Genomic DNA, 19,355 nt, shown 5'->3' with positions numbered 1-19,355 from the left:
TTCCTTTCAAAAAATTTCCCCGCCGGGACCCCTGCCAAAAGGGGGCATAGGTATAGAAAGAAAACCGCCCTGCCGGCGTGGACACCGGCCGGACTGTTCCCGGCTGCTTCTTCCTCCGGCCCCATCCCGAGAAGTGGTAGGGCGGAAAAGGGATGTAAAAGATTTTTGTTAGGTCTCGAACTAATTCTAAGGCAATCCGCCCTCTTTGTCAAGAGATTTTCATAGGAAAATATCCGGTGGGAAAAGGGAGGGAAATTGGGGAAAAGGGAAAGGCGCCCGGCAGGGGGCGCTCCCTGCCGGGCCTTGTCAATGCCCGGTGCCTGTGCTATACTATATATAGATTAAGCATGGGGCAAAGGAAAAAGGGCGGTGCCCTTTTTCCTTTGCGGCTTTCCCGGCAGGAGGTATGGCAATGGAAGACGCCCAGAAAACAGAGCTGTTTGAACGCACCCCCATTCCCAAGGCGGTGATGAAGCTGGCAGTGCCCACAGTGCTCAGTTCTCTGGTCATGGTGCTTTACAACCTGGCGGACACCTATTTTGTGGGCATGCTCAACAACGCGGTGCAGAACGCAGCCGTCACCCTGGCGGCTCCGCTGCTGCTGGCCTTCAATGCGGTGAATAACCTGTTCGGCGTGGGCAGCTCCAGCATGATGAGCCGTTCCCTGGGGAAAAAGGACTATGAGACGGTGTACCGCAGCTCTGCCTTTGGGTTTTACTGCGCGGTCTTTGCCGGGCTGCTGTTTTCCATTGTTTACACGCTGCTGCAAAACCCCCTTCTGCGCCTGCTGGGCGCCACCGAGGAGACCATGGGGGCCACGGTGGGCTATGCCCGCTGGACGGTGACCTTTGGCGCGGTGCCCGCCATTTTAAATGTGGTGATGGCTTACCTGGTGCGGGCGGAAGGCGCTTCGATGCACGCCAGCATTGGAACCATGAGCGGCTGCTTTTTGAACATCCTGCTGGACCCGGTCTTTATCCTGCCCTGGGGGTTGAACATGGGCGCGGAGGGGGCGGGGCTGGCCACCTTCCTTTCCAACTGCGTGGCGTGCCTGTACTTTTTTGTGCTGCTCTACGTCAAGCGGGGCAGGACCTATGTGTGTGTCAAACCCTCCATGTTCAAGCCGGACAAACACATTGTCCTGGGCGTCTTTGCCGTGGGGGTTCCCGCCTCGGTGCAGAACCTTTTGAACGTGACGGGCATGAGCGTGCTGAACAACTTTACCTCTGGCTTTGGGTCCAACGCCGTGGCGGCCATGGGCATTGCCCAGAAGATTAACTCCGTCACCGTGCAGATCGCCCTGGGCCTCTCCCAGGGCATCATGCCCCTGATCAGCTATAATTACGCCAGCGGCAATATCCGGCGGATGAAAAAGACCTTCCTCTTTGCCGCGCGGATTGCCCTGGTGTTCCTTGTCCTGATGGAGGTTGCCTATTTTGCCGGGGCCGGCCTGTGGGTCAGCCTGTTCATGCAGGATGGGCAGATTGTGGATTTGGGCGCCCGGTTCCTGCGGGGTTTTTGCCTGGGCATGCCCTTTCTGGCCATCGACTTTTTGGCGGTGGGGGTGTTCCAGGCCACCGGCCTGGGGCAGTACGCGTTCCTGTTCGCCATTTTGCGCAAGGTGGTGCTGGAAATCCCCGCCCTGTTCCTTTTGAATGCCTTGTTCCCCTTGTACGGTTTGGCCTATGCCCAGTTTGCCGCCGAGGTGGTTTTGGCGGCAGCGTCGGTGGTTGTGCTGGCGCGGCTGTTCCGCAAATGGGAGAAGCGCTATCAAAAGTCAGGCGGAAGCGCGGCATACTAATTAAAATAGAGAAGCTCAGCACAAAGGAATCCCCGGCTGCTTTACAGGCAGCCGGGGATTTTTCTATGGGTGCAAACCGCCTTCCTCTGTATAGGGTTCCCCCAGTACGGTACAATAGGGGTAAGTCTGTTGTTAGGAGGTTTTTTAAATGACCATTACCCCAGAGACCATCCGCGCCTTTGCGGAACAGCTTCGCCAGGAGGAGCGCAGCGCCGGAACGGTGGAAAACTACCTGCGCCATGTAAGGGCGTTCTGCGCCTGGCTGGATGGGAAGCCCGTGACAAAGGAGGCGGCCAGCGCGTGGAAAAGCTGCCTGGTTCAAAAAGGCTACCGCCCGGGCACTGTGAACGCCATGCTGGTGCCGCTGAACCAGCTGTTCAAATTTTTGGGCTGTGAGGACTGCCGGGTGAAGGCGCTGCGGGTGCAGCGGCAGATGTTTCGGGATGACAGCCGGGAGCTGACCCGGGAGGAGTATGCCCGGCTGCTGGCCGCCGCAGGAAGGCTGAGGCAGGAGCGCCTGGGCCTGCTGATGGAGGCCATCTGCTCCACGGGCATCCGGGTCAGCGAGGTGCAGTATCTCACGGTAGAGGCGGCCCGGGCCGGACGGGCGGAGGTCTCCCTAAAGGGGAAAATCCGCACCATCCTCATTCCCCAAAGGCTGCGGAAAAAGCTGCTGCAATACGCCAAAAAGCAGAAAACGGCCTCTGGGGAGATCTTCCGCACCCGCAGGGGCAGCCCCATCTCCCGCAAGCAGATTTGGGCCGAGATGAAGGCCCTGTGCGAGAAGGCCGGCGTAGCCGCCAGCAAGGTGTTCCCCCACAACCTGCGGCACCTCTTTGCCCGGGTGTTTTACAGCGCCTGCCGGGATGTGGCCAAGCTGGCCGACGTGCTGGGCCACAGCTCGTTGGAAACCACGCGGATCTATTTGATTTCCAGCGGCGCGGAGCATGCCCGCCAGTTGGAGCGTCTTCATCTCATCATTTAGGACAAAATTCACAGATTGTCCTAAATTGTTGATGCGAAAAAAGACACAGTACATAATTTTGGTCTAATTCTAGCACGAAAACTAGAGGAGCGCAAGAGGATTTAAAGGATTTAAGCGCAAAAATCTAGGCCGGTCAAACGCTGTTTTTGACCAGTCTGGATTTTTGCGCTCTATTCTTTTGCGTTTTGTATATTCGTTAACTTTTTATACCATTTTAAATAGAATTAGAAGCTTTTTTCGGAACGATAACAGACAATATGTGAAAATTGTCTTATTAACAAAAGATAAGGATTTAGAGCGCTTACGACAAATTGTGAAGACTGTCTTTGGTAGAATGGAGGTGACCCTTCGCAGGTGTATGCAGTAAAGCAGCAAAGAGAAGCGGTGGGGGAGTGGATGGCCCAGGTGACGCTGGAGCAGATCCAGGCTTATTTGGACAACCTCTCCTCCAAGGGGTGCTCTCAGGGGACCTTACAGACCTACCGGCGCAGCCTGATGCACTTTTACAAGTTTCTGCCAGAGGGCCAGCGGGTTGGCAGGGAAACCCTTTCCCAGTGGCAGGAGCATCTGCTGGCGCAGGGGTACATGCCCCGCACAGTAAACCTGTTTTCCTCGGCGGTGAACGGGTTTTTGGCCTATCTGGGCCTGTGGGAGCTGCAGGCCCTGCCCCGGGCCCATGCCCCCGGAGAGAAAGAACAGCCCGAGCTTTCCCGGAAAGAGTACCTGCGGCTGCTGGCCGCCGCGGGGGCCCTGGGAAAGAGAAGGGCGTACATGCTGGTTAAGGCCTTTGCCGCCACAGGGGTGGCCGTGCAGGAACTTCCCCTGCTGACGGTGGAGGCTGTGAAAAGCGGGGCGGTCCATCTGCCGAAACGAACATTGCGGCTCTGTCCCTGCCTGCAAACGGAGCTGCTGCACTACGCCCGGGACACAGGGGTGCCCGCGGGGCCGGTATTCGTCACCCGGCGGGGCAAGCCCCTAAACCGCACCACCGTGACGGCCAACATTCAGCAGTTGGCCCGCCAGGCTCAGGTGGCCCCGGAGAAGTGCAATCCCCGGTGCCTGCGCAAGCTGTTCTTCTCCACTCAGGAGGATTTTCAGCGGGACGTGGCCCGGCTGGTAGAGAGGGCCCACCACCAGCTGCTGGAACAGGAACAGCTGGCAGTGGGCTGGGAGGAAGCCTTCAGCGAAGAACGCTGATTTTTCATAGATCAAAAGCGGGCCCGGCCGGGGCGCCGCAGGATTCCAGAAAAGGAAGGAAGGAAGAACCATGAAGAAAATGTGGAAACGCTTTGTAAGCCTGCTGCTGGCCTGCACCCTGCTGGCCGGTATGCTGCCCTTGAGCGCAAGCGCCCAGGCGACGGCGCCGGGGGAGGGTTCACTCAGTGAGTGGGTGAAATCTAAGATAAGCGAGTTAAGCGAAGAAGATTATACCCAAGCAGGTCCTTTCCCTCTACAGGGAAGTGACTTATATCAGTATACCTTTACAAAAAACCAATATGATAATGAAGGAAATCTTACGCAAGATGCTGTATATATAATTTTACCGGGAATTGGTGCAGCCAATACTCAGATTCCAGATTATGGGGAGGACAGTTCTCTTAAGAAACCCTGGGGAGAAAGTAATGCTTCCGCTGTCTATATCGCCAAGGGCGTTACCGGGATTGGAAACCACGCTTTCGATGGAATGACCACTCTGGAGACACTGGAAATAGAAAATCCAACTTCTTTAAAGAGCGTGGGTGACTACGCCTTTAATGGCTGCGACAAGCTGGTGGGGCCGCTGGACCTTTCCGGCGTGACGGATATGGGCAAGTATGCCTTTAACGGCTGCGAGCGCCTAGGGTCGGGCGAAGATAATGAGGGCGTAAAGCTGAGCGACAGTCTGACAGAGATCCCAGAGTATGCCTTCAACGGCTGCGGGCTGACCAGCGTCAATATTCCCGAAAAGGTGACATCGATCGGGAATAGCGCCTTTGCCAACAACAGTTTGATCGGAGAGCTAAACTTGCCCAGTAGCCTTATCACAATTGGGGAGAGAGCTTTCTATCGCTATAATTCCAGCAGCGATACAGGAGGATTTTCCAGTATTACCATTCCTTCATCGGTAACGGAAATTGGAGCCAATGCGTTTTCTGGTCATAAGAGCCTGGAAACGGTGACCTTGGAGCATGAAAACAAGGAGAAATTGAATATTGCGGACGGAGCCTTTGGCACCGATACTTATACTGCCCATAATTACTCGACCGATATCACGGTGGGTGACATTAAGTATGAAAACGTCAGTATGGGAACACAGTTCCTGACAAAAAATGACGTCGGGGAGCTACTCAATAATGGGGTCAACTGCTATTTGGGCGATCTGAAGCTATTAAAGTTTGACCACACGGAACTTCCGACGTGTTTAAACCCGGGGTATCGTTATTATGAAATGACCTTAGAGGGCGCTAGTACCGGGAACGAGCCAGTTGTGGTGGAGACGAAAATTGAAATTTCCGCGCCAGGTCATAGTTATGTGGAATGTGAGGATCTCCCTGCCACCTGTATGCAGCCGGAGCGGACGCATGAACATTGTACGAATCTGGACGATGGGTTGGTTCGCTCTTGCGAGGAGGAAGAGAAAATCCGCATAAAGGAAGGCGGAAAGGGAGCGTTGGGGCACAACTACGTGGTGACCGGCATTGAGAATCCCACAATTGGCGCGGGCGAGGGACCTACGGTTATAACATATACTTGCCACAACTGGAGCGTTGATGAAGACAAGAATTTGCATGACGGCGATAATATTTTACATAGCTATTCATGGAAGATCGAAGATAAGGCTGTAGTAGCTAGCACCGCCAATACGCTGGAAGAATTGAACCTGCCCAGTGTACAGGGGGTGGGAAATAATTATTATGCCCATTTGGATTGGGCAGTCGATGGAGATAAATTGACAGCCCCGTTGGAGGAAGGGACACATCCATACAATGTAAAACTAGTTGTAACTGGTGCTGGATTGACATTCCCAGAATGCACGGGGATTGGTGAGCAGTTACTCCAAGTTACCGTTCAGGTTGACAAAATAAAACTGGATTTCTCACAGGTGGAGTTTCAGAACAATATCCGGTACGTTGCGCAGCCCAACGGAGACTTTGGCGTACAGAACCTGCCGGAAGATGCGAAAATTGATAAAATAGAATACAGACAGAATGATGATGATACGTGGGAAGAAACCGCCCCAAAGGAAACGGAGGACAATGTAGGAGAGTACCAGGTAAGAGTTACGTTCTCTTATACAAGCAGCAAGTATCTTCTGGATACAGATGATGGGGCTCTTCAGCCCCCCGAGGGGTATACTCTTGTGGCAGGGGAAGAACTCGGTACCGGCACGATCACAGGGCCCTATGAAATCAAGCAGTTGACGAAAGACGACCTGAGCGTTTCTAGCATTCCGAATTTAACATACGATGGTGAAAAACACAACACGGTACGGATCGTCGGTCTGCCGACAGATGCCAAAGTTACTGTAACGTGGAAAGATGCAGAGGGAAAAGAAACAGGAGAAACACACACCGCTACTGAGACTTCTATGGATGTGGCGGGCATCATCGATGCCGGGATATACAATGTAACCATTAAGGTGGAGCACGACTCATTTGAAAATGGTTCTGCCGAGATAACCGCGCAAGGTGTGATTGCTAAAAAGAGAATTCCTACGCCAAAGGCAAACACTTTGGAGTCTTACACTCCGGAGAAAGAGCAGATCGGTGTAAACGACCCAGCCGGAGAGTATACGAGTGTCTACAAAGTTACCAACAACAAACAGATAAACGCCGGCACATACGAAGCGATTGCCACTTTGTTAGAGCCCCAAAACTATACATGGTCTACCAGCACGGAGAAGGAAGTGAAAATCTCTTATACGATCCCCCGGCGTGTTGTGCAAAAGCCGGGGTACACCACACTTACCTACACATTCACAGGAGATCCAATTCCTGTGCTTTACAGGACCAATCAAGGTGTATTGGATGGAAAGTATGATGAGAATGGCAATTTAACCGCCTTCTGGAAAGGTTATGACAAAGAATATGTTGTCTATACGGCCACGAGTGTTCAAAAAACGGATGTCGGGACATACGATGTTACGGTTGCCCTGAACAATAAGGAAGCCCAAAACTATTGGTGGGCTGGCGAAGATGCGAAAGATTACAGATTTACATGGAAGATTAATCCGCAATCTATCAATGCCCCCGCCGTTAAGGTGAATAATACCACATACGATGGCGAGCCCTATAACACCGGTGGCTCGGATATTACCCTTACCGGGCAATCAGAAGTGCTGGTGTTGGGCGAGGACCACAAGTTTTACAGCAACCAAAGCAGCTCAGATCCGATGCAGGAGGCTCCTACAAACGCCGGAACCTATTATGTGCAGGTCGATTTTGATTTTAAAGAAGGCCTGAACTCGAACAACTATACCATCACGGGGAACGACAGGCGGCGGTTTACAATTGAAAAAGCTGAGTTGACCCTTACGGCGCCAGAAGAGGAAGTTTTGACAGCTTCCTTTACAGGTCAGAATATGACGATACCTGCACCTGGGGTAAGGGGGTTACAGAAGGAAGGAGACGAATACACTCTTACTTATACCTACACATTTACCCCGGCAGGGAGCGAGGAAGCTCAATCTCCTGTAGAATCTTCTAAAGCTCCTGAAGTAAGCGCCGCAGGTATCTATGAGGTGAAAGTTACTGTACCAGATACCTGTCAGAACTATCGGGCAACGGAAGCGGTGACATATACCTTTAGAATTACCTCTGCCACCCAAAGAGTAGAGCTAGAGTCTAGCACAGAAGGGTGGAATGCGGAGCAAAGCACCGTTAGCAAAACCCTAGGCGACGTACCCTTCACCGTAACGGGCAAGGGGTATGTGAACGATGTCGTGGTTAACGAAAAAGACATCAGTTATGAAGTTACAGGGGAAAACACCCAGAACCCGGTAGTAGAGGTTGACCAAACCAGCGGCCAAGTCACCCTTTTGCGGGCGGGGAGCGCCACCATCACCGTCACGGCGGCAGGCAGCGCGAACTACGGAGAGGCCACTGCCACCTACACCATTACGGTGGACAAGGGCACGCCGGAAATTCAGGCCGGCGATAAGGAAATTCTGTACGATGGACAGCAATTGGTGGAAAGCGACTATCGAGCGACAGTTTCCGGTGTAGAGGGAGCCGTGGTTCCTTCCGAAAGCCTGAGTTATCAGTTCTACCAAACAAAAGAAGCGGCAACCGAAGGCGGCACGGAGGGTAAAATAGACGCTCCAAGCGCCGTAGGTGATTATTGGTTGCGTGTCTCTTACCCAGAAGATGCAAACTATTTGCCTGCACATAAAGTAGTTAAGGTCACTATTACCAATGCTGCTCTTTTTGTAACCCCCGACCCTTACGCTAAAGAATATGATGGAGCGCCACATCCCCCGGCGACCTTTACTGTAACGGGTGTTGGCGGTGCTACTCTTGAGACGGATGACTACACAGTTTACTTTGTTAAAAAAGAAGGACAGTACGCGGACACTGCCCCTGACGCGAAAGCTGAAGGAGTATGGGACACTGCTCTTACCGTACAAGATGTAGCCGACAGCGGCCAGTTCTGGTACAAAATTGAGGCGGATAGCTACGACCCCTATGTAGGCGAGGAACCCATCACAGTGACGATCAGCCCCAAGCCTCTCCAGATTGAAAAGGAGGTAACTGCCCGCAAACCGTACGATGGAACGAAAGAAGCTATTGTTAATATTGGAGAGCCGAAGACCGGTGTGGACGGTGAGGAAATCAATGTTACAGATACCCATGCAGAATATGATTCTGCCGGAGTAGATGCCAGTTCCATCACTATTACCTATACTCTGGAAGCAGTGGGAACCACTGATCTTGACAACTATAGTGTAAGCACCGGTGGAAAACCAATTGTCGGTGGTTCGGGAACAGAAACCGTGACCGAGGTGGGAGACACCCCAGTCGGCATTACCCCCGCCCCCATCACAGTTGCCATCAGTGACCAGTCTTCCGTTTATGACGGTAAAGAGCCCATTGTGGCGCAAGAAAAAGGTACATCTGAAGGAGACCCGAAAAACTGGTATGTATCTAAGGGAACCATATACAACTCAGACAACCTCGACATCACCCTCACCGTTGCCGACGCCAAGAACGCCGGCGCCTATGCCATCACCGGTGAATGGACCAACAAGAACTACGACGTGACCTTTACCGGCAGCTGGACAGGCGGTACAGCAGGTACCTATACCATCACCCCCCGGCCGATCAAGGTAGAAATCGGCAATGCCGAAGGCTTCTATGGAGATGAGCCGGATAAGACAAAGGTTGAGTTGACGGATATTTCCGAGGGCAATCCTGACACCGGCTTGGTGTCTGGTGACTCTCTGGACGACTTCCTGAGTGGTGTGACGATCGATGCAACCGCTTCCACCGGGGTGGGGAATGATTACTCGATTGTTGGAGAGGCACAAAAGTACGGCAACTACGATGTAACGTTCTCTTCCGGCACCTACACCGTAAAGGCGCGGCCGATTACCATTACCATTGCGGACCACAGCAGTAAGTACGGCGCGGCGATTAATGGTGGAATTGCCAAACCTGTTTCCGGTACGGACTACACGGTGGCTATTACAAACGAAGTCACTACTGGGGACGCAATTGTCAATAGTGATGATCTGGGTATTGCCCTCTCCACCACTGCAAACAAGGACAGCAATGCTGGCACATACCCTATCAGCGGCGAGGCCAAGGCTGAACCGTCAGTTGTGAGTAACTATGCGATTACTTGGGCCGGTGAGACACCGTGGAGCGGAAGCGGCCAGGATTCTACTGAGGCAGATTCTGCAAAGGGCACATATACCATTGATAAGGCTCAGTTAAAAGTGTCTGTAAAGAGGAGCGATATTTATGCGCAGTATGGTGAGGAAATCTCTAATCCCGTGACGTTCACAAACGAAAGTACTGGCCAAAAGATTGCCTCAGATGCCTCTGATTACACCGCCCTTTCACAGGCAATTACCTATGAGATGAATCCCTCAGACGGTTTGACACAGGTGGAAGGCTCTGAAAATGCGGAAGGAAAATTCACAGTCGCAGTGACGCAGCAGATGGTAACTGTTACAGTAAACGTTGCAGCAACAGAGAATTATGAGGCGGCAACAGAGATCACCTATCATATCCACGCTTCTGCTTCTGGTAGTCTGGATGTCAGTCTTCCTTTTGCGGACCTAACCTACAATGGTCAGCCGCAGCAATTGCTTGCGCAAGCCCCCGAATTACCCGATGGCGTCTACATTCGTTATAAAGTGGGCGAGAAAGGAGCTTGGACAGAATACAGCGACGCAGACTCCAGTAACTGGCAGACCCTTGTGGGCACCGGTGCCGGCGATTATACTGTGTACTGGGAGACTAAGGCCGGAGGCAACTATAATGCCTCCAGTGGCCACGAGACAACCGAGATCAAAAAGGCGGATTTGAGCGCAACCTATACGGGCCTGAATGATAGTGAAGTAATCTTGGTTCTCAGCGAAATGGGAGACACCTACACTATCCCGCTGGATCTGACTGGCAACGAAGGCTATACGCATAGCAATGGCGATGGTGTTACATTCCTCAGCGGAAATACCGATGTAGCGATTGCCAAAAATTCTACTGCGACGCTGGAACTGCGTGGCGTAGCGGGCGAGGCGAAGATTACCATTAACTGCCCTGGTGACAACAACTACAACCCGGGGACCTTTACCTTCACTGTCAAAATTACAGACCAGAAAGCCGAAATTAAGTACAATATAACTGGCGCAACGACGATCTATAACGGCCAGCCCCAGACCATTGAAGTGAAGGTGACCCAGCCTGCTTCCGGTGCCACTGTGATGTATTGGAACGAAAAAACCAGTGCGTATGATCTGTTCGAGCCGCCCGCCTATACGGATGTGAAAGACAGCGGAACTACCATCAAGTTCCAAATCACCGCCCCGGGCTATAACACAGTGACCGGCGAAGCCACACTGACCATTAATCCCAAACCCATCGAAGAAGACATGATCGCGGGCATTGCCGAAAGCTATACGTACACAGGCAAAGGAATCACTTTCGATGATGCGATTTCCGTGCACGACAAAGGCGTTCTTCTGGAGCAGAACACCGACTACACCATTACCTACAGCGACAACACAGCGGTGGGCACCGGCTCCGTGACCATTACCGGCACAGGCAACTACAAGGAAAGTGTGACGAAGAACTTTACAATCAGCCCCGTGGACGCCAGCGACCTGACCGCCAGCCTGGACCACACCTTCGGCTACTATGGCGACAGCAGCACCAACAACGCCACCGTGACTGTGACCCATGGGAGGCATACGGTGGACAGCAGTGAGATCGAGTTGACGGTTACACGCCAGGATAGCATGATCGAATCCGGCGACGTTGTCAAAGAGGGCTTGAAGCTGACCTTTAATAAGGCGGGTATCTACACGATCCATGTTGAGGTCTCCGGCACTCATAAGGGCGCGTTTGATTTGACCTACACGCTGCTGCCCCAGGACGTGGCCAGCGATGACTTCCAAGTCGCGACAGACCCTGAGGATCGCGTCTGGACGTATGACGGAGGGAACCGCGCTTTTGGTGTGACTGTCACCAGTGGTGAGACTTCCCTGCAAAAAGGCGTCGACTTTACCTTGCGCTATACCTATCTGCCCTATGTGGGGAACCCGACAGACGATGTGTATGATCCGGGAACCACTGTGTTCACAGAGGCCGGTATCTATACGGTGATCGTGGAAGGAACCGGAAATTACACCGGCCATGCCGAATTGGTTGCCCTGATCCAGCCCAGAGATTTGAGCGATGCGGATATTACCGCCGCCTTTGCCCAGACCGGGTTGGTCTATAATGGGGAAGCCCAAGAGCCGGACGTCACGCTGACCTACAACGGGACACCGATCAGCCAGTTGAAAGATACCGAGTACTATGGAAACACCAACGCTGGGGAAGCCCAGGCTCTCAGCGCCGCTAGTGAGGATTGCAATAACTTCACCGGCGCCCGGGTGGACGCTTTCACCATCGAAAAGAAGTCTCTAAAAGACTCAACGATCACTGCGAAAGCTGACCCCGAGGAGTATTACTATACCGGGTACCCGGTCACGCCTGCTGTGACTGTAACGGACAGCGACCGCAATGTGGACCTGTCTATCGGTGCAGATTACACGGTGACCTCGGATGCGGTAGGCCCTGGCAAGGTCACGGCAACGGTCACTGGTACCGGAAACTACAAAGACAAGGTAACGGTGGAGTTCACCATTCTGCCGACGGGTGCGGAACCGGTGGAGACTTTGAACCTTACAGTCACCCCGTCCGAATGGACTTGGGATAACGGGCAAACGAAGGCGGCCATTTCGGTGACCTTTAATGGGAAGGAACTGAATGATACTGACTATCAGTTGACCGTGAGCAAAGACGGAGAAACTCCACAAACTGTCACAAAAGAGCGGGCGGTAGAGCTTCTCTCTGCCCCCGGCGAATACACCATCACCGCCACGGGCGTGGGCGATTACAAGGGCTCCACCGATACGGAGACGGTGACTATCCAGAAGATCCAGCCCACGGTCACGGTGAAGGCCACTCCCAACAGCCTGTCCGGCGGCGGGAAGGTGACCCTGACCCTGAAGGGCGAGAAGCTGCCCGCTTTTGCAAAAGGCGAGGATCTGTCCGACCTTCTCACTGTGACAGTTCAAAACGGCCAGCAAGCACCCGACCTGACAGAGCTGGAATGGACAGAGAATCAGGACGGCAGCCTGACGGCGGAGCTCACCCTGCCCAACACCAACGAGACCTACACCTTCGCCCTCCGCTTTGTGGGGAATGACTGCTATGAGTCCGCCAGCTCCGACGCCATGGTAGTGGTGGGGCAGCAGACCAGCGGAGGCGGCGGAGGGAGCGACCCGGGCGACCAGCCCGCCGACCCGGACGATACCGGCGTTTCCGATTGGCTGAACACCAAGGACCACCTGGCCTATCTGGCAGGCTATCCCGGCGGCACCTTTGGCCCGGACCAGAACATGACCCGCGCCGAGGCCGCTCAGATGTTCTACAACCTGCTCCTGGAGAAGGACGTGGAGATCACCGTGGAGTTTGAGGACGTCCCGGCGGACGCCTGGTACGCCAAGCCTGTGAACACCCTGGCATCCCTGGGCATTCTCAGCGGCGTGGGGAACGGCCGGTTCGACCCGGAGCGCTCTATCACCCGGGCGGAGTTCACCGTCATCGCTATGAAGTTCGCCAACACCAGCGGCGGCGGAGTGAATATCTTCTCCGATGTGAATGAGGACGACTGGTTCTACAGCGCTGTGGTGGATTCCACCCAGTACGGATGGATCAACGGCTATCCCGACGGCACCTTCCGTCCGGAGGCCACCATCTCCCGGGCCGAGGTGACGGTCATTGTCAACCACATGCTGGGCCGCGCGGCGGACCGCCCCTATGTGATCGCCCACGAGGAAGAGCTCAACACCTTCGGCGATGTAAACCGTGGACACTGGGGCTACTTCCATGTGGCAGAGGCCACCAACGCCCACGAGTACCACACGGAGGACGGCACCGAAAGCTGGACCGGACTTTCCTAAAAACAGACTTATATTGAAAGCGCGGGGAGGGGCGAAAGCCCCTCCCTTTGCTGTGCCCCGCGGTCTCTGGAATTTGTTTTGGAAAGGGGGAATTTCCCCCTTTCCAGCGGCGCGCTTCTCCGGTATAATAAGGGAAAATCAAGACCCGGCGGCATTCCCCCAGAAAAGCTGGGGGCACTGCCGCAGCACGGGAGAGGAGTCGATTGAAATGCTGAAACCATTGACGTACACCCCCTTTACCACCGGGGAGCTGAGGCCCGCGGGATGGCTGAAAAAGCAGCTGGAGATCCAGGCGGCGGGCCTGAGCGGCCACCTGGACAAGATTTGGCCCGATGTCCGGGACAGCCGATGGATCGGCGGGGAACAAGAGGGATGGGAGCGGGTCCCCTATTGGCTGGACGGCTTCATCCCCTTGGCATGGCTGTTGGAGGACGAGGACATGAAGGCCCGGGCCAAGCGGTATATCGACGCCATCCTGGCCCAGCAGCAGGAGGATGGCTGGCTGTGCCCCTGCACCCAGCAGGAGCGGGACCGCTATGACATGTGGGCCCTGTTCCTGATCTGCAAGGTGCTGGTGGTCTATCACGACTGCACCCAGGACGAGCGCGTCGAGGACGCCATTTACCGGGCGCTGAAAAATTTCCACGTCCACATGGAGCACCACACCCTGTTCGACTGGGCGGCCTCCCGCTGGTTCGAGTGCCTCATCCCCATTTTCTGGCTGTACGAGCGGCGCCCGGAGGAGTGGCTGATGGACCTGGCCTACTCCCTGCGGGTGGAGGGCTTCAACTACGAGGAGCTCTACCGCCGGTGGCGGCTCTCCAGGCCAGAGCGCAAGTGGACCCAGGTCTCCCATGTGGTGAACCTGGCCATGTCCCTGAAGGCCGGGGCGCTGTATTCCCGCGTCACCGGGGAGGACCCCAACGCCATGGCCAAGGAGGCCTATGCCCTGCTGCGTCGGGACCACGGCATGGCCTGCGGCCACTTCACCGGGGACGAGTGCCTCTCCGGCACCAGCCCCATCCAGGGCAGCGAGTGCTGCTCTGTGGTGGAGGCCATGTACTCCTACGAGCACCTGCTCTCCATCACCGGGGACCCCCAGTGGGGGGACCTGGCGGAAGCCTTGGCCTTCAACGCCCTGCCCGCCACCCTGAGCCCCGACATGTGGACCCATCAGTACGACCAGCAGACCAACCAGGTGTGCTGTACCCGCCTGCCGGAGGACCATGTGGTGTTCCGCACCAATTCCGGGGAGTCCCACCTCTTTGGCCTGGAGCCCAATTTCGGCTGCTGCACCGCCAACTTCAACCAGGGCTGGCCCAAGCTGGCCCTCTCCACCTTCATGCGCTCCCAGAAGGGGCTGGCCTCGGTGATCTTGGCCCCCTCGGTGGTGTCCTGCCAAATCGGGGAGGCCCGCGTCACCTGCGAGCTGCGGACCGATTACCCCTTCCGGGAGGCGCTGACCTATGTGGTCACCACCGACCGTCCGGTGCGGTTCCCCCTGTCCATCCGCATCCCCGGCACCGTGATATCCGCTGTGGTGGATGGGGCCCAGGCCCAGCCCGGCGCCTTCTTCACGGTGGAGCGGGAGTGGAGCGGCACTCAGCAGGTGCAGGTGTCCTTCACCATGGAGGCCCGGCTGGAGGAGCGCCCCAACGGCCTGTACTGCGTCAAGCGGGGGCCCCTGCTGTACTCCGTGGCCATTGAGGAGGAGTGGACGCCCCTGGAGTATGTGCGGGACGGGGTGGAACGGAAATTCCCCTACTGCGATTACGAGGTCCGCCCTCTCTCCAAGTGGAACTACGCCTTCGCGGACGGCCAGTTCACTGTGGAGGAGCGGGAGGATTGGGAGGCGCCCTTCTCCACAGAACGCCCGCCCATTTCCATGACCGGCAGCTTTGTGGAGATCGACTGGGGCTTTGACAACGGCCTTTGCCACCAGGTGCCGGACAGCCGCGTCCCCCTGACCCCGCCCCAGCAGGTACGGCTCATCCCCTATGGCTGCACCAACCTGCGCATGACGGAAATGCCCCTGGTAAGGGGCTGAGAACCCACGCCGCTTTTGAGCAGCAAGCAGAAGATCCCCCGCCGGTATATGGCCCGGCAGGGGATCTTTTTTGCATAGGACGGGGTTTAGAGAGTTTCCTCCTTCACCAGCGCGAACACCACCGAAGGGTCCGAGAGGTCGCCGGGGGTGGCGGTAGGACGGTAGAGGGTTTCGATGAGGCTGCCGGGGATGAGGAGGGTGCCGTCCCCCTCCCAGCCCACGGAGCGGGTGACATCCACCGCCTCCTCGGAGAGCAGGCTCTGGCCCAGGACCCGGAAGGTTTCTCCCAGCTGGACGGGCAGCCGCAGCGCCACCTGCTGGAAGGAGCCGAACACCCCCATGTAGGGGGGCAGGCTGGGGGGGCTTAGGGTGACGGAGCAAGGGGGAAGCACCTCCTGGCGGGTGGAGAGGAGCCGCCGGTGGGCGGTTACACTTAAGGCGCCGTTGGGGTTCTGGGCACAGGTGACAAAGGGCCGCTCTCCCTCTGCCTCTACCTGGGGAAGGGGCAGTCCCCGGGCGATGACGGCCGGGGCGGTCTGGTGGATTTCCTGCCCGAAGACCTGATCCACCCAGCACTCGCCGGTTTTAAACAGCCACCGGTCCGTCAGGGTTTCCGCCGAGCAGAGAACCTGGCCGTCCGCGAACGCAGGGGCCAGCCGCTGCCAAAGCACGCCGGCCGTCACCTCGTCCAGGCGGCGGCGCAGCAGGGTGGAGTCGTAGTCCAGGCCCTCGATTTCGTTCCAATAGGGAGAGCGCATGATGCCTGCGGTGCAGCCCAAAGAAGCGGAGATCCGCACATGGTCCTCACAGGTCAGCAGCCCTCCCTGGCCCGCCAAAAGGTATGCCGTCCGGTCCAAGGTGGTGGAGCTTCCCATTTGATTGAACACGTCATAGGTGCGGAACACCTGGCTGAATTGGTGGATTTCCAGGGATTTTTGAGGGATCTCGCCCATCTCGGCAAAGCGGTCCCCGGCGTAGTCTTGGGTGGGGAGCTGGCTGCCGTTGTAGGCAATCATGCAGTAAGCGTGCTCCACAATGAGCTGGGGGTAGAGCTTGGAGGCCAGCTGGGTCAGAAACAGGCGGTACTCCACATCGTGGGCGTAGGTGCCCCAGTCCACCTTCCAATATTCCACCCCGGCCTCTTTGCACCAGAGGAGCCGCTCGGTCCAATAGGCCTCCATAGCGGGGCCTTTCTCAATGGGGCCCGCGGCCTGGGCGGGAACCCACAGGCCCAAGCCGCGCCAGCCGGACTCCTTTACAAAATCGTTGAGCTTTTTCAAGCGTTGAGCGGGAGTGCCGGTAAAGGAGGGGAACCGTTCCTCGTCCAGCTCCAGAGTGCCGAAGCGGTCCCTGCTTTTATCGGGATGTACGCCGTAGGGCACGTCCCAGCCGTCGTCCAGCATCAGATACAGGTCCCCTCGGATTTTTGGGAACTGCTGGAGCCAGCGGCGCAGGTTTTTCTCATTCATCTCTGCCCGGGCAAACTGGGAGCCCACCCCGCCCAGGTAGTTGTGGTAATCGGGATGTTCGTCTTCCCGTCCAAAGTTTTGCGTGCTCCAGGTACACCAATAGTTGGGGCTCAGGCCGGGAGCGTTGGGGATTAAATTCATGGCAGACGCCTCGCTTTCCACAGATTGTACCCCCATTGTACGGGGGCGCCTGGGGAAAAGCAAGGCTCAGAAAGTTCTGGGGCGCGTTTTGTGAACGGGTACATTTTTTGAAATGGCGGAAAAACTTCCCGCGGGCCTGCAAATTTCGGATGTTTTTTTCAGGGGTCCGCTTTTTTTCGGACGGAATGAGAAGGGAAAGGCGGGGCAGGAACTTTCTGGTTCTTGTTTCCCCGGGGGCCTTGCGGGTATAATGGCAGCGAAAACAAAACATGCCTGGGCCCGCTTTGGAAGGGCTTTGGCGAGGATATTGAAGGGGAGGAAACCATTTTGAAAGCCAAGAAAACGGTCCGGGCCAGCCGGTCCCGGCGCATCGAGATGCTGCAGATTTACAGCCTGATGATCCCGGTGTTCATTCTGATTTTTATTTTCTCCTACATCCCCCTTTACGGCATTGTAATCGCCTTTCAGGACTATGTGCCTGGGGCCCCTTTCCTGGGGGAGGGTGTGAAATGGGTGGGCCTGGAGCATTTTATCGACTTCATCCAGGGCGAATATTTTGGAAGGCTGATCCGCAACACGCTGGTGCTCAGCGGCCTGAACCTGCTGTTTGGCTTTACCGCCCCCATCCTGTTTGCCCTGCTTATGGACCAGATCGGCGCGCTGCGCTTTAAGAAACTGGTGCAGACGGCCAGCTACATGCCCTACTTTATCTCCACGGTGGTGGTGGCCGGCATGGTGATCTCCTTTATCGACAACCAGGGGCTTGTCACCAACTTCCTCACACTGTTTGGATTTGAACGGCAGAACTACCGCATCAACCCGGACGCCTTCCCGGCCACCTACACCATCACCAATGTGTGGAAGGGCTTTGGGTTTGGAAGCATCCTCTATTTTTCCACCATTTCCTCCATTGACCAGGGCCTGTATGAAAGCGCCAAGCTGGATGGCGCCAACCGCTTCCAGCAGGTGCTGCACATCACGCTGCCGGGCATTAAGCACGTCATCGCCATCAACCTGATTATGGCCATTGGCGGCATTTTGAACACCAACAGCGACCTTATCCTGCTGCTTTACACAGAGGCCACCTATAATGTGGCAGACGTGATAGGGACGTATACCTACCGCCTGGGCATTGTGGGCGGGCAGTACAGCTACACCACAGCGGCGGGGCTGTTCATGTCGGTAATTGGATTTATTCTGACCTATACGGCCAATAAGGTGAGCAACCGCCTGACAGGCATGGGGCTTTGGTGAGGTGAGCGCTATGGCAACAACGGCAACAAAGAGAACCTTGAGAAAGCGGAACCCCAACAAGATCCGGGAGAACGGGCGGGTTTCCAGCGTTGTGATGTACGCCATCGCCATTTTGGTGCTGTTCATCACTCTCTATCCCATGTACTATGTGCTCATCCTCTCGTTAAGCGAGCCCAGCGCTGCGGCCACGATGAAGGTGTACACCGTCCCCAAGGGGTTCAGCCTGGCGGCCTATGAGACCCTGGTTACGGACAGCGAGATGTGGCGGGCCTATTTCAACACCTTCCTCTATGTGGTGCCCACCACCCTGCTGATGCTGCTTACCTGCGTGCTGGCGGCCTATCCCCTGACCTATAAGAACCTGCGGGGGCGCAAGTACATCAACATGTTCCTGCTGATTCCCATGTATTTCTCCGGCGGCATGATCCCCTCTTTCCTGCTGATTACCAAGTTGGGGCTGTATGACAACCCCTGGTCCCAGATCCTGCCGGCCTGCTACTCCATCTGGAACATTATCCTGGTGAAGTCCTTCTTCGGCACCATCCCAGAGACCCTGCGGGAGGCCGCGAAGATTGACGGGGCCAACGTGTACCAGGTTTTGCTGAAGGTGTACCTGCCCCTGTCCGCGCCCATTCTGGCGGTGATAGCCGTATACACCATTGTGGGCATGTGGAACAGCTGGTTCAACGCCTTGGTGTACCTGCCCCACACAGACTGGCAGCCGCTGCAGCTGTACCTGCGGCGGGTGCTGGTGGAGAGCACCGAAACCCTTACCACCACGCTGGACCCGGATACGGCCCGGGAGATGGCCCTGCGAAACCTTTCCAATGCCCAGCTGAAGTACGCCATGATCATCTTCACCACGCTGCCCATGCTGGTGGTGTATCCCTTCTTCCAGAAGTATTTTGTCAAGGGCGTGATGCTGGGTTCCTTGAAAGAGTGACCGGGAACGCGAAAACGGCTGAATGGGGCAACTTTCCCCATTACATAAAGCAAACCAATAA

Annotated in this window: 8 protein-coding genes; 7 read left to right on the top strand and 1 reads right to left on the bottom strand. The window is 55.9% G+C overall.

What is annotated here, in order from left to right; translation table 11 throughout:
• The first annotated feature begins 406 nt into the window (after positions 1 to 406).
• The 5 genes from ODJ80_RS01745 (at position 407) to ODJ80_RS01725 (ending at position 15,487) form a co-directional block, all read left to right on the top strand.
• Complete coding sequence (locus ODJ80_RS01745) at positions 407 to 1,801, top strand: MATE family efflux transporter (RefSeq protein WP_442863878.1); 1,395 nt, start codon at positions 407 to 409, stop codon at positions 1,799 to 1,801.
• A 148-nt stretch (positions 1,802 to 1,949) separates the two neighbouring features.
• Positions 1,950 to 2,786, top strand: coding sequence for a tyrosine-type recombinase/integrase (locus ODJ80_RS01740; RefSeq protein ID WP_263040642.1), 837 nt, complete (start codon positions 1,950 to 1,952; stop codon positions 2,784 to 2,786).
• 354 nt (positions 2,787 to 3,140) lie between these two features.
• Positions 3,141 to 3,983, top strand: coding sequence for a tyrosine-type recombinase/integrase (locus ODJ80_RS01735; RefSeq protein ID WP_263040641.1), 843 nt, complete (start codon positions 3,141 to 3,143; stop codon positions 3,981 to 3,983).
• 70 nt (positions 3,984 to 4,053) lie between these two features.
• Positions 4,054 to 13,440 carry a leucine-rich repeat protein gene (locus tag ODJ80_RS01730; RefSeq protein ID WP_263040640.1) on the top strand — a complete coding sequence of 3,129 codons (9,387 nt, stop codon included), beginning with the start codon at positions 4,054 to 4,056 and terminating at the stop codon, positions 13,438 to 13,440.
• A 208-nt stretch (positions 13,441 to 13,648) separates the two neighbouring features.
• Entirely contained in the window at positions 13,649 to 15,487 is a 1,839-nt protein-coding gene (locus ODJ80_RS01725) for a glycoside hydrolase family 127 protein (RefSeq protein ID WP_263040639.1), read from the top strand.
• Between the two features lie 86 nt (positions 15,488 to 15,573).
• Here the strand turns inward: ODJ80_RS01725 and ODJ80_RS01720 are convergent, their stop codons facing one another.
• Entirely contained in the window at positions 15,574 to 17,097 is a 1,524-nt protein-coding gene (locus ODJ80_RS01720) for a hypothetical protein (RefSeq protein WP_263040638.1), read from the bottom strand.
• Between the two features lie 327 nt (positions 17,098 to 17,424).
• On the opposite strand from ODJ80_RS01720, the gene ODJ80_RS01715 reads away from it, so the two are divergent.
• Together ODJ80_RS01715 and ODJ80_RS01710 are read left to right on the top strand one after the other, a co-directional pair.
• Positions 17,425 to 18,351, top strand: a complete 927-nt coding sequence (locus tag ODJ80_RS01715; protein WP_263040637.1) for an ABC transporter permease — start codon at positions 17,425 to 17,427, stop codon at positions 18,349 to 18,351.
• 10 nt (positions 18,352 to 18,361) lie between these two features.
• Positions 18,362 to 19,294 carry a carbohydrate ABC transporter permease gene (locus ODJ80_RS01710; RefSeq protein WP_263040636.1) on the top strand — a complete coding sequence of 311 codons (933 nt, stop codon included), beginning with the start codon at positions 18,362 to 18,364 and terminating at the stop codon, positions 19,292 to 19,294.
• The last annotated feature ends 61 nt before the right edge of the window (positions 19,295 to 19,355 follow it).

It is taken from the genome of Acutalibacter sp. LFL-21 (assembly GCF_025630755.1).
Taxonomy (GTDB): domain Bacteria; phylum Bacillota; class Clostridia; order Oscillospirales; family Acutalibacteraceae; genus Acutalibacter; species Acutalibacter stercoravium.
The sequence above is the reverse complement of the archived record's forward strand: the minus strand, read 5'-3'. Positions and strand labels throughout refer to the sequence as shown.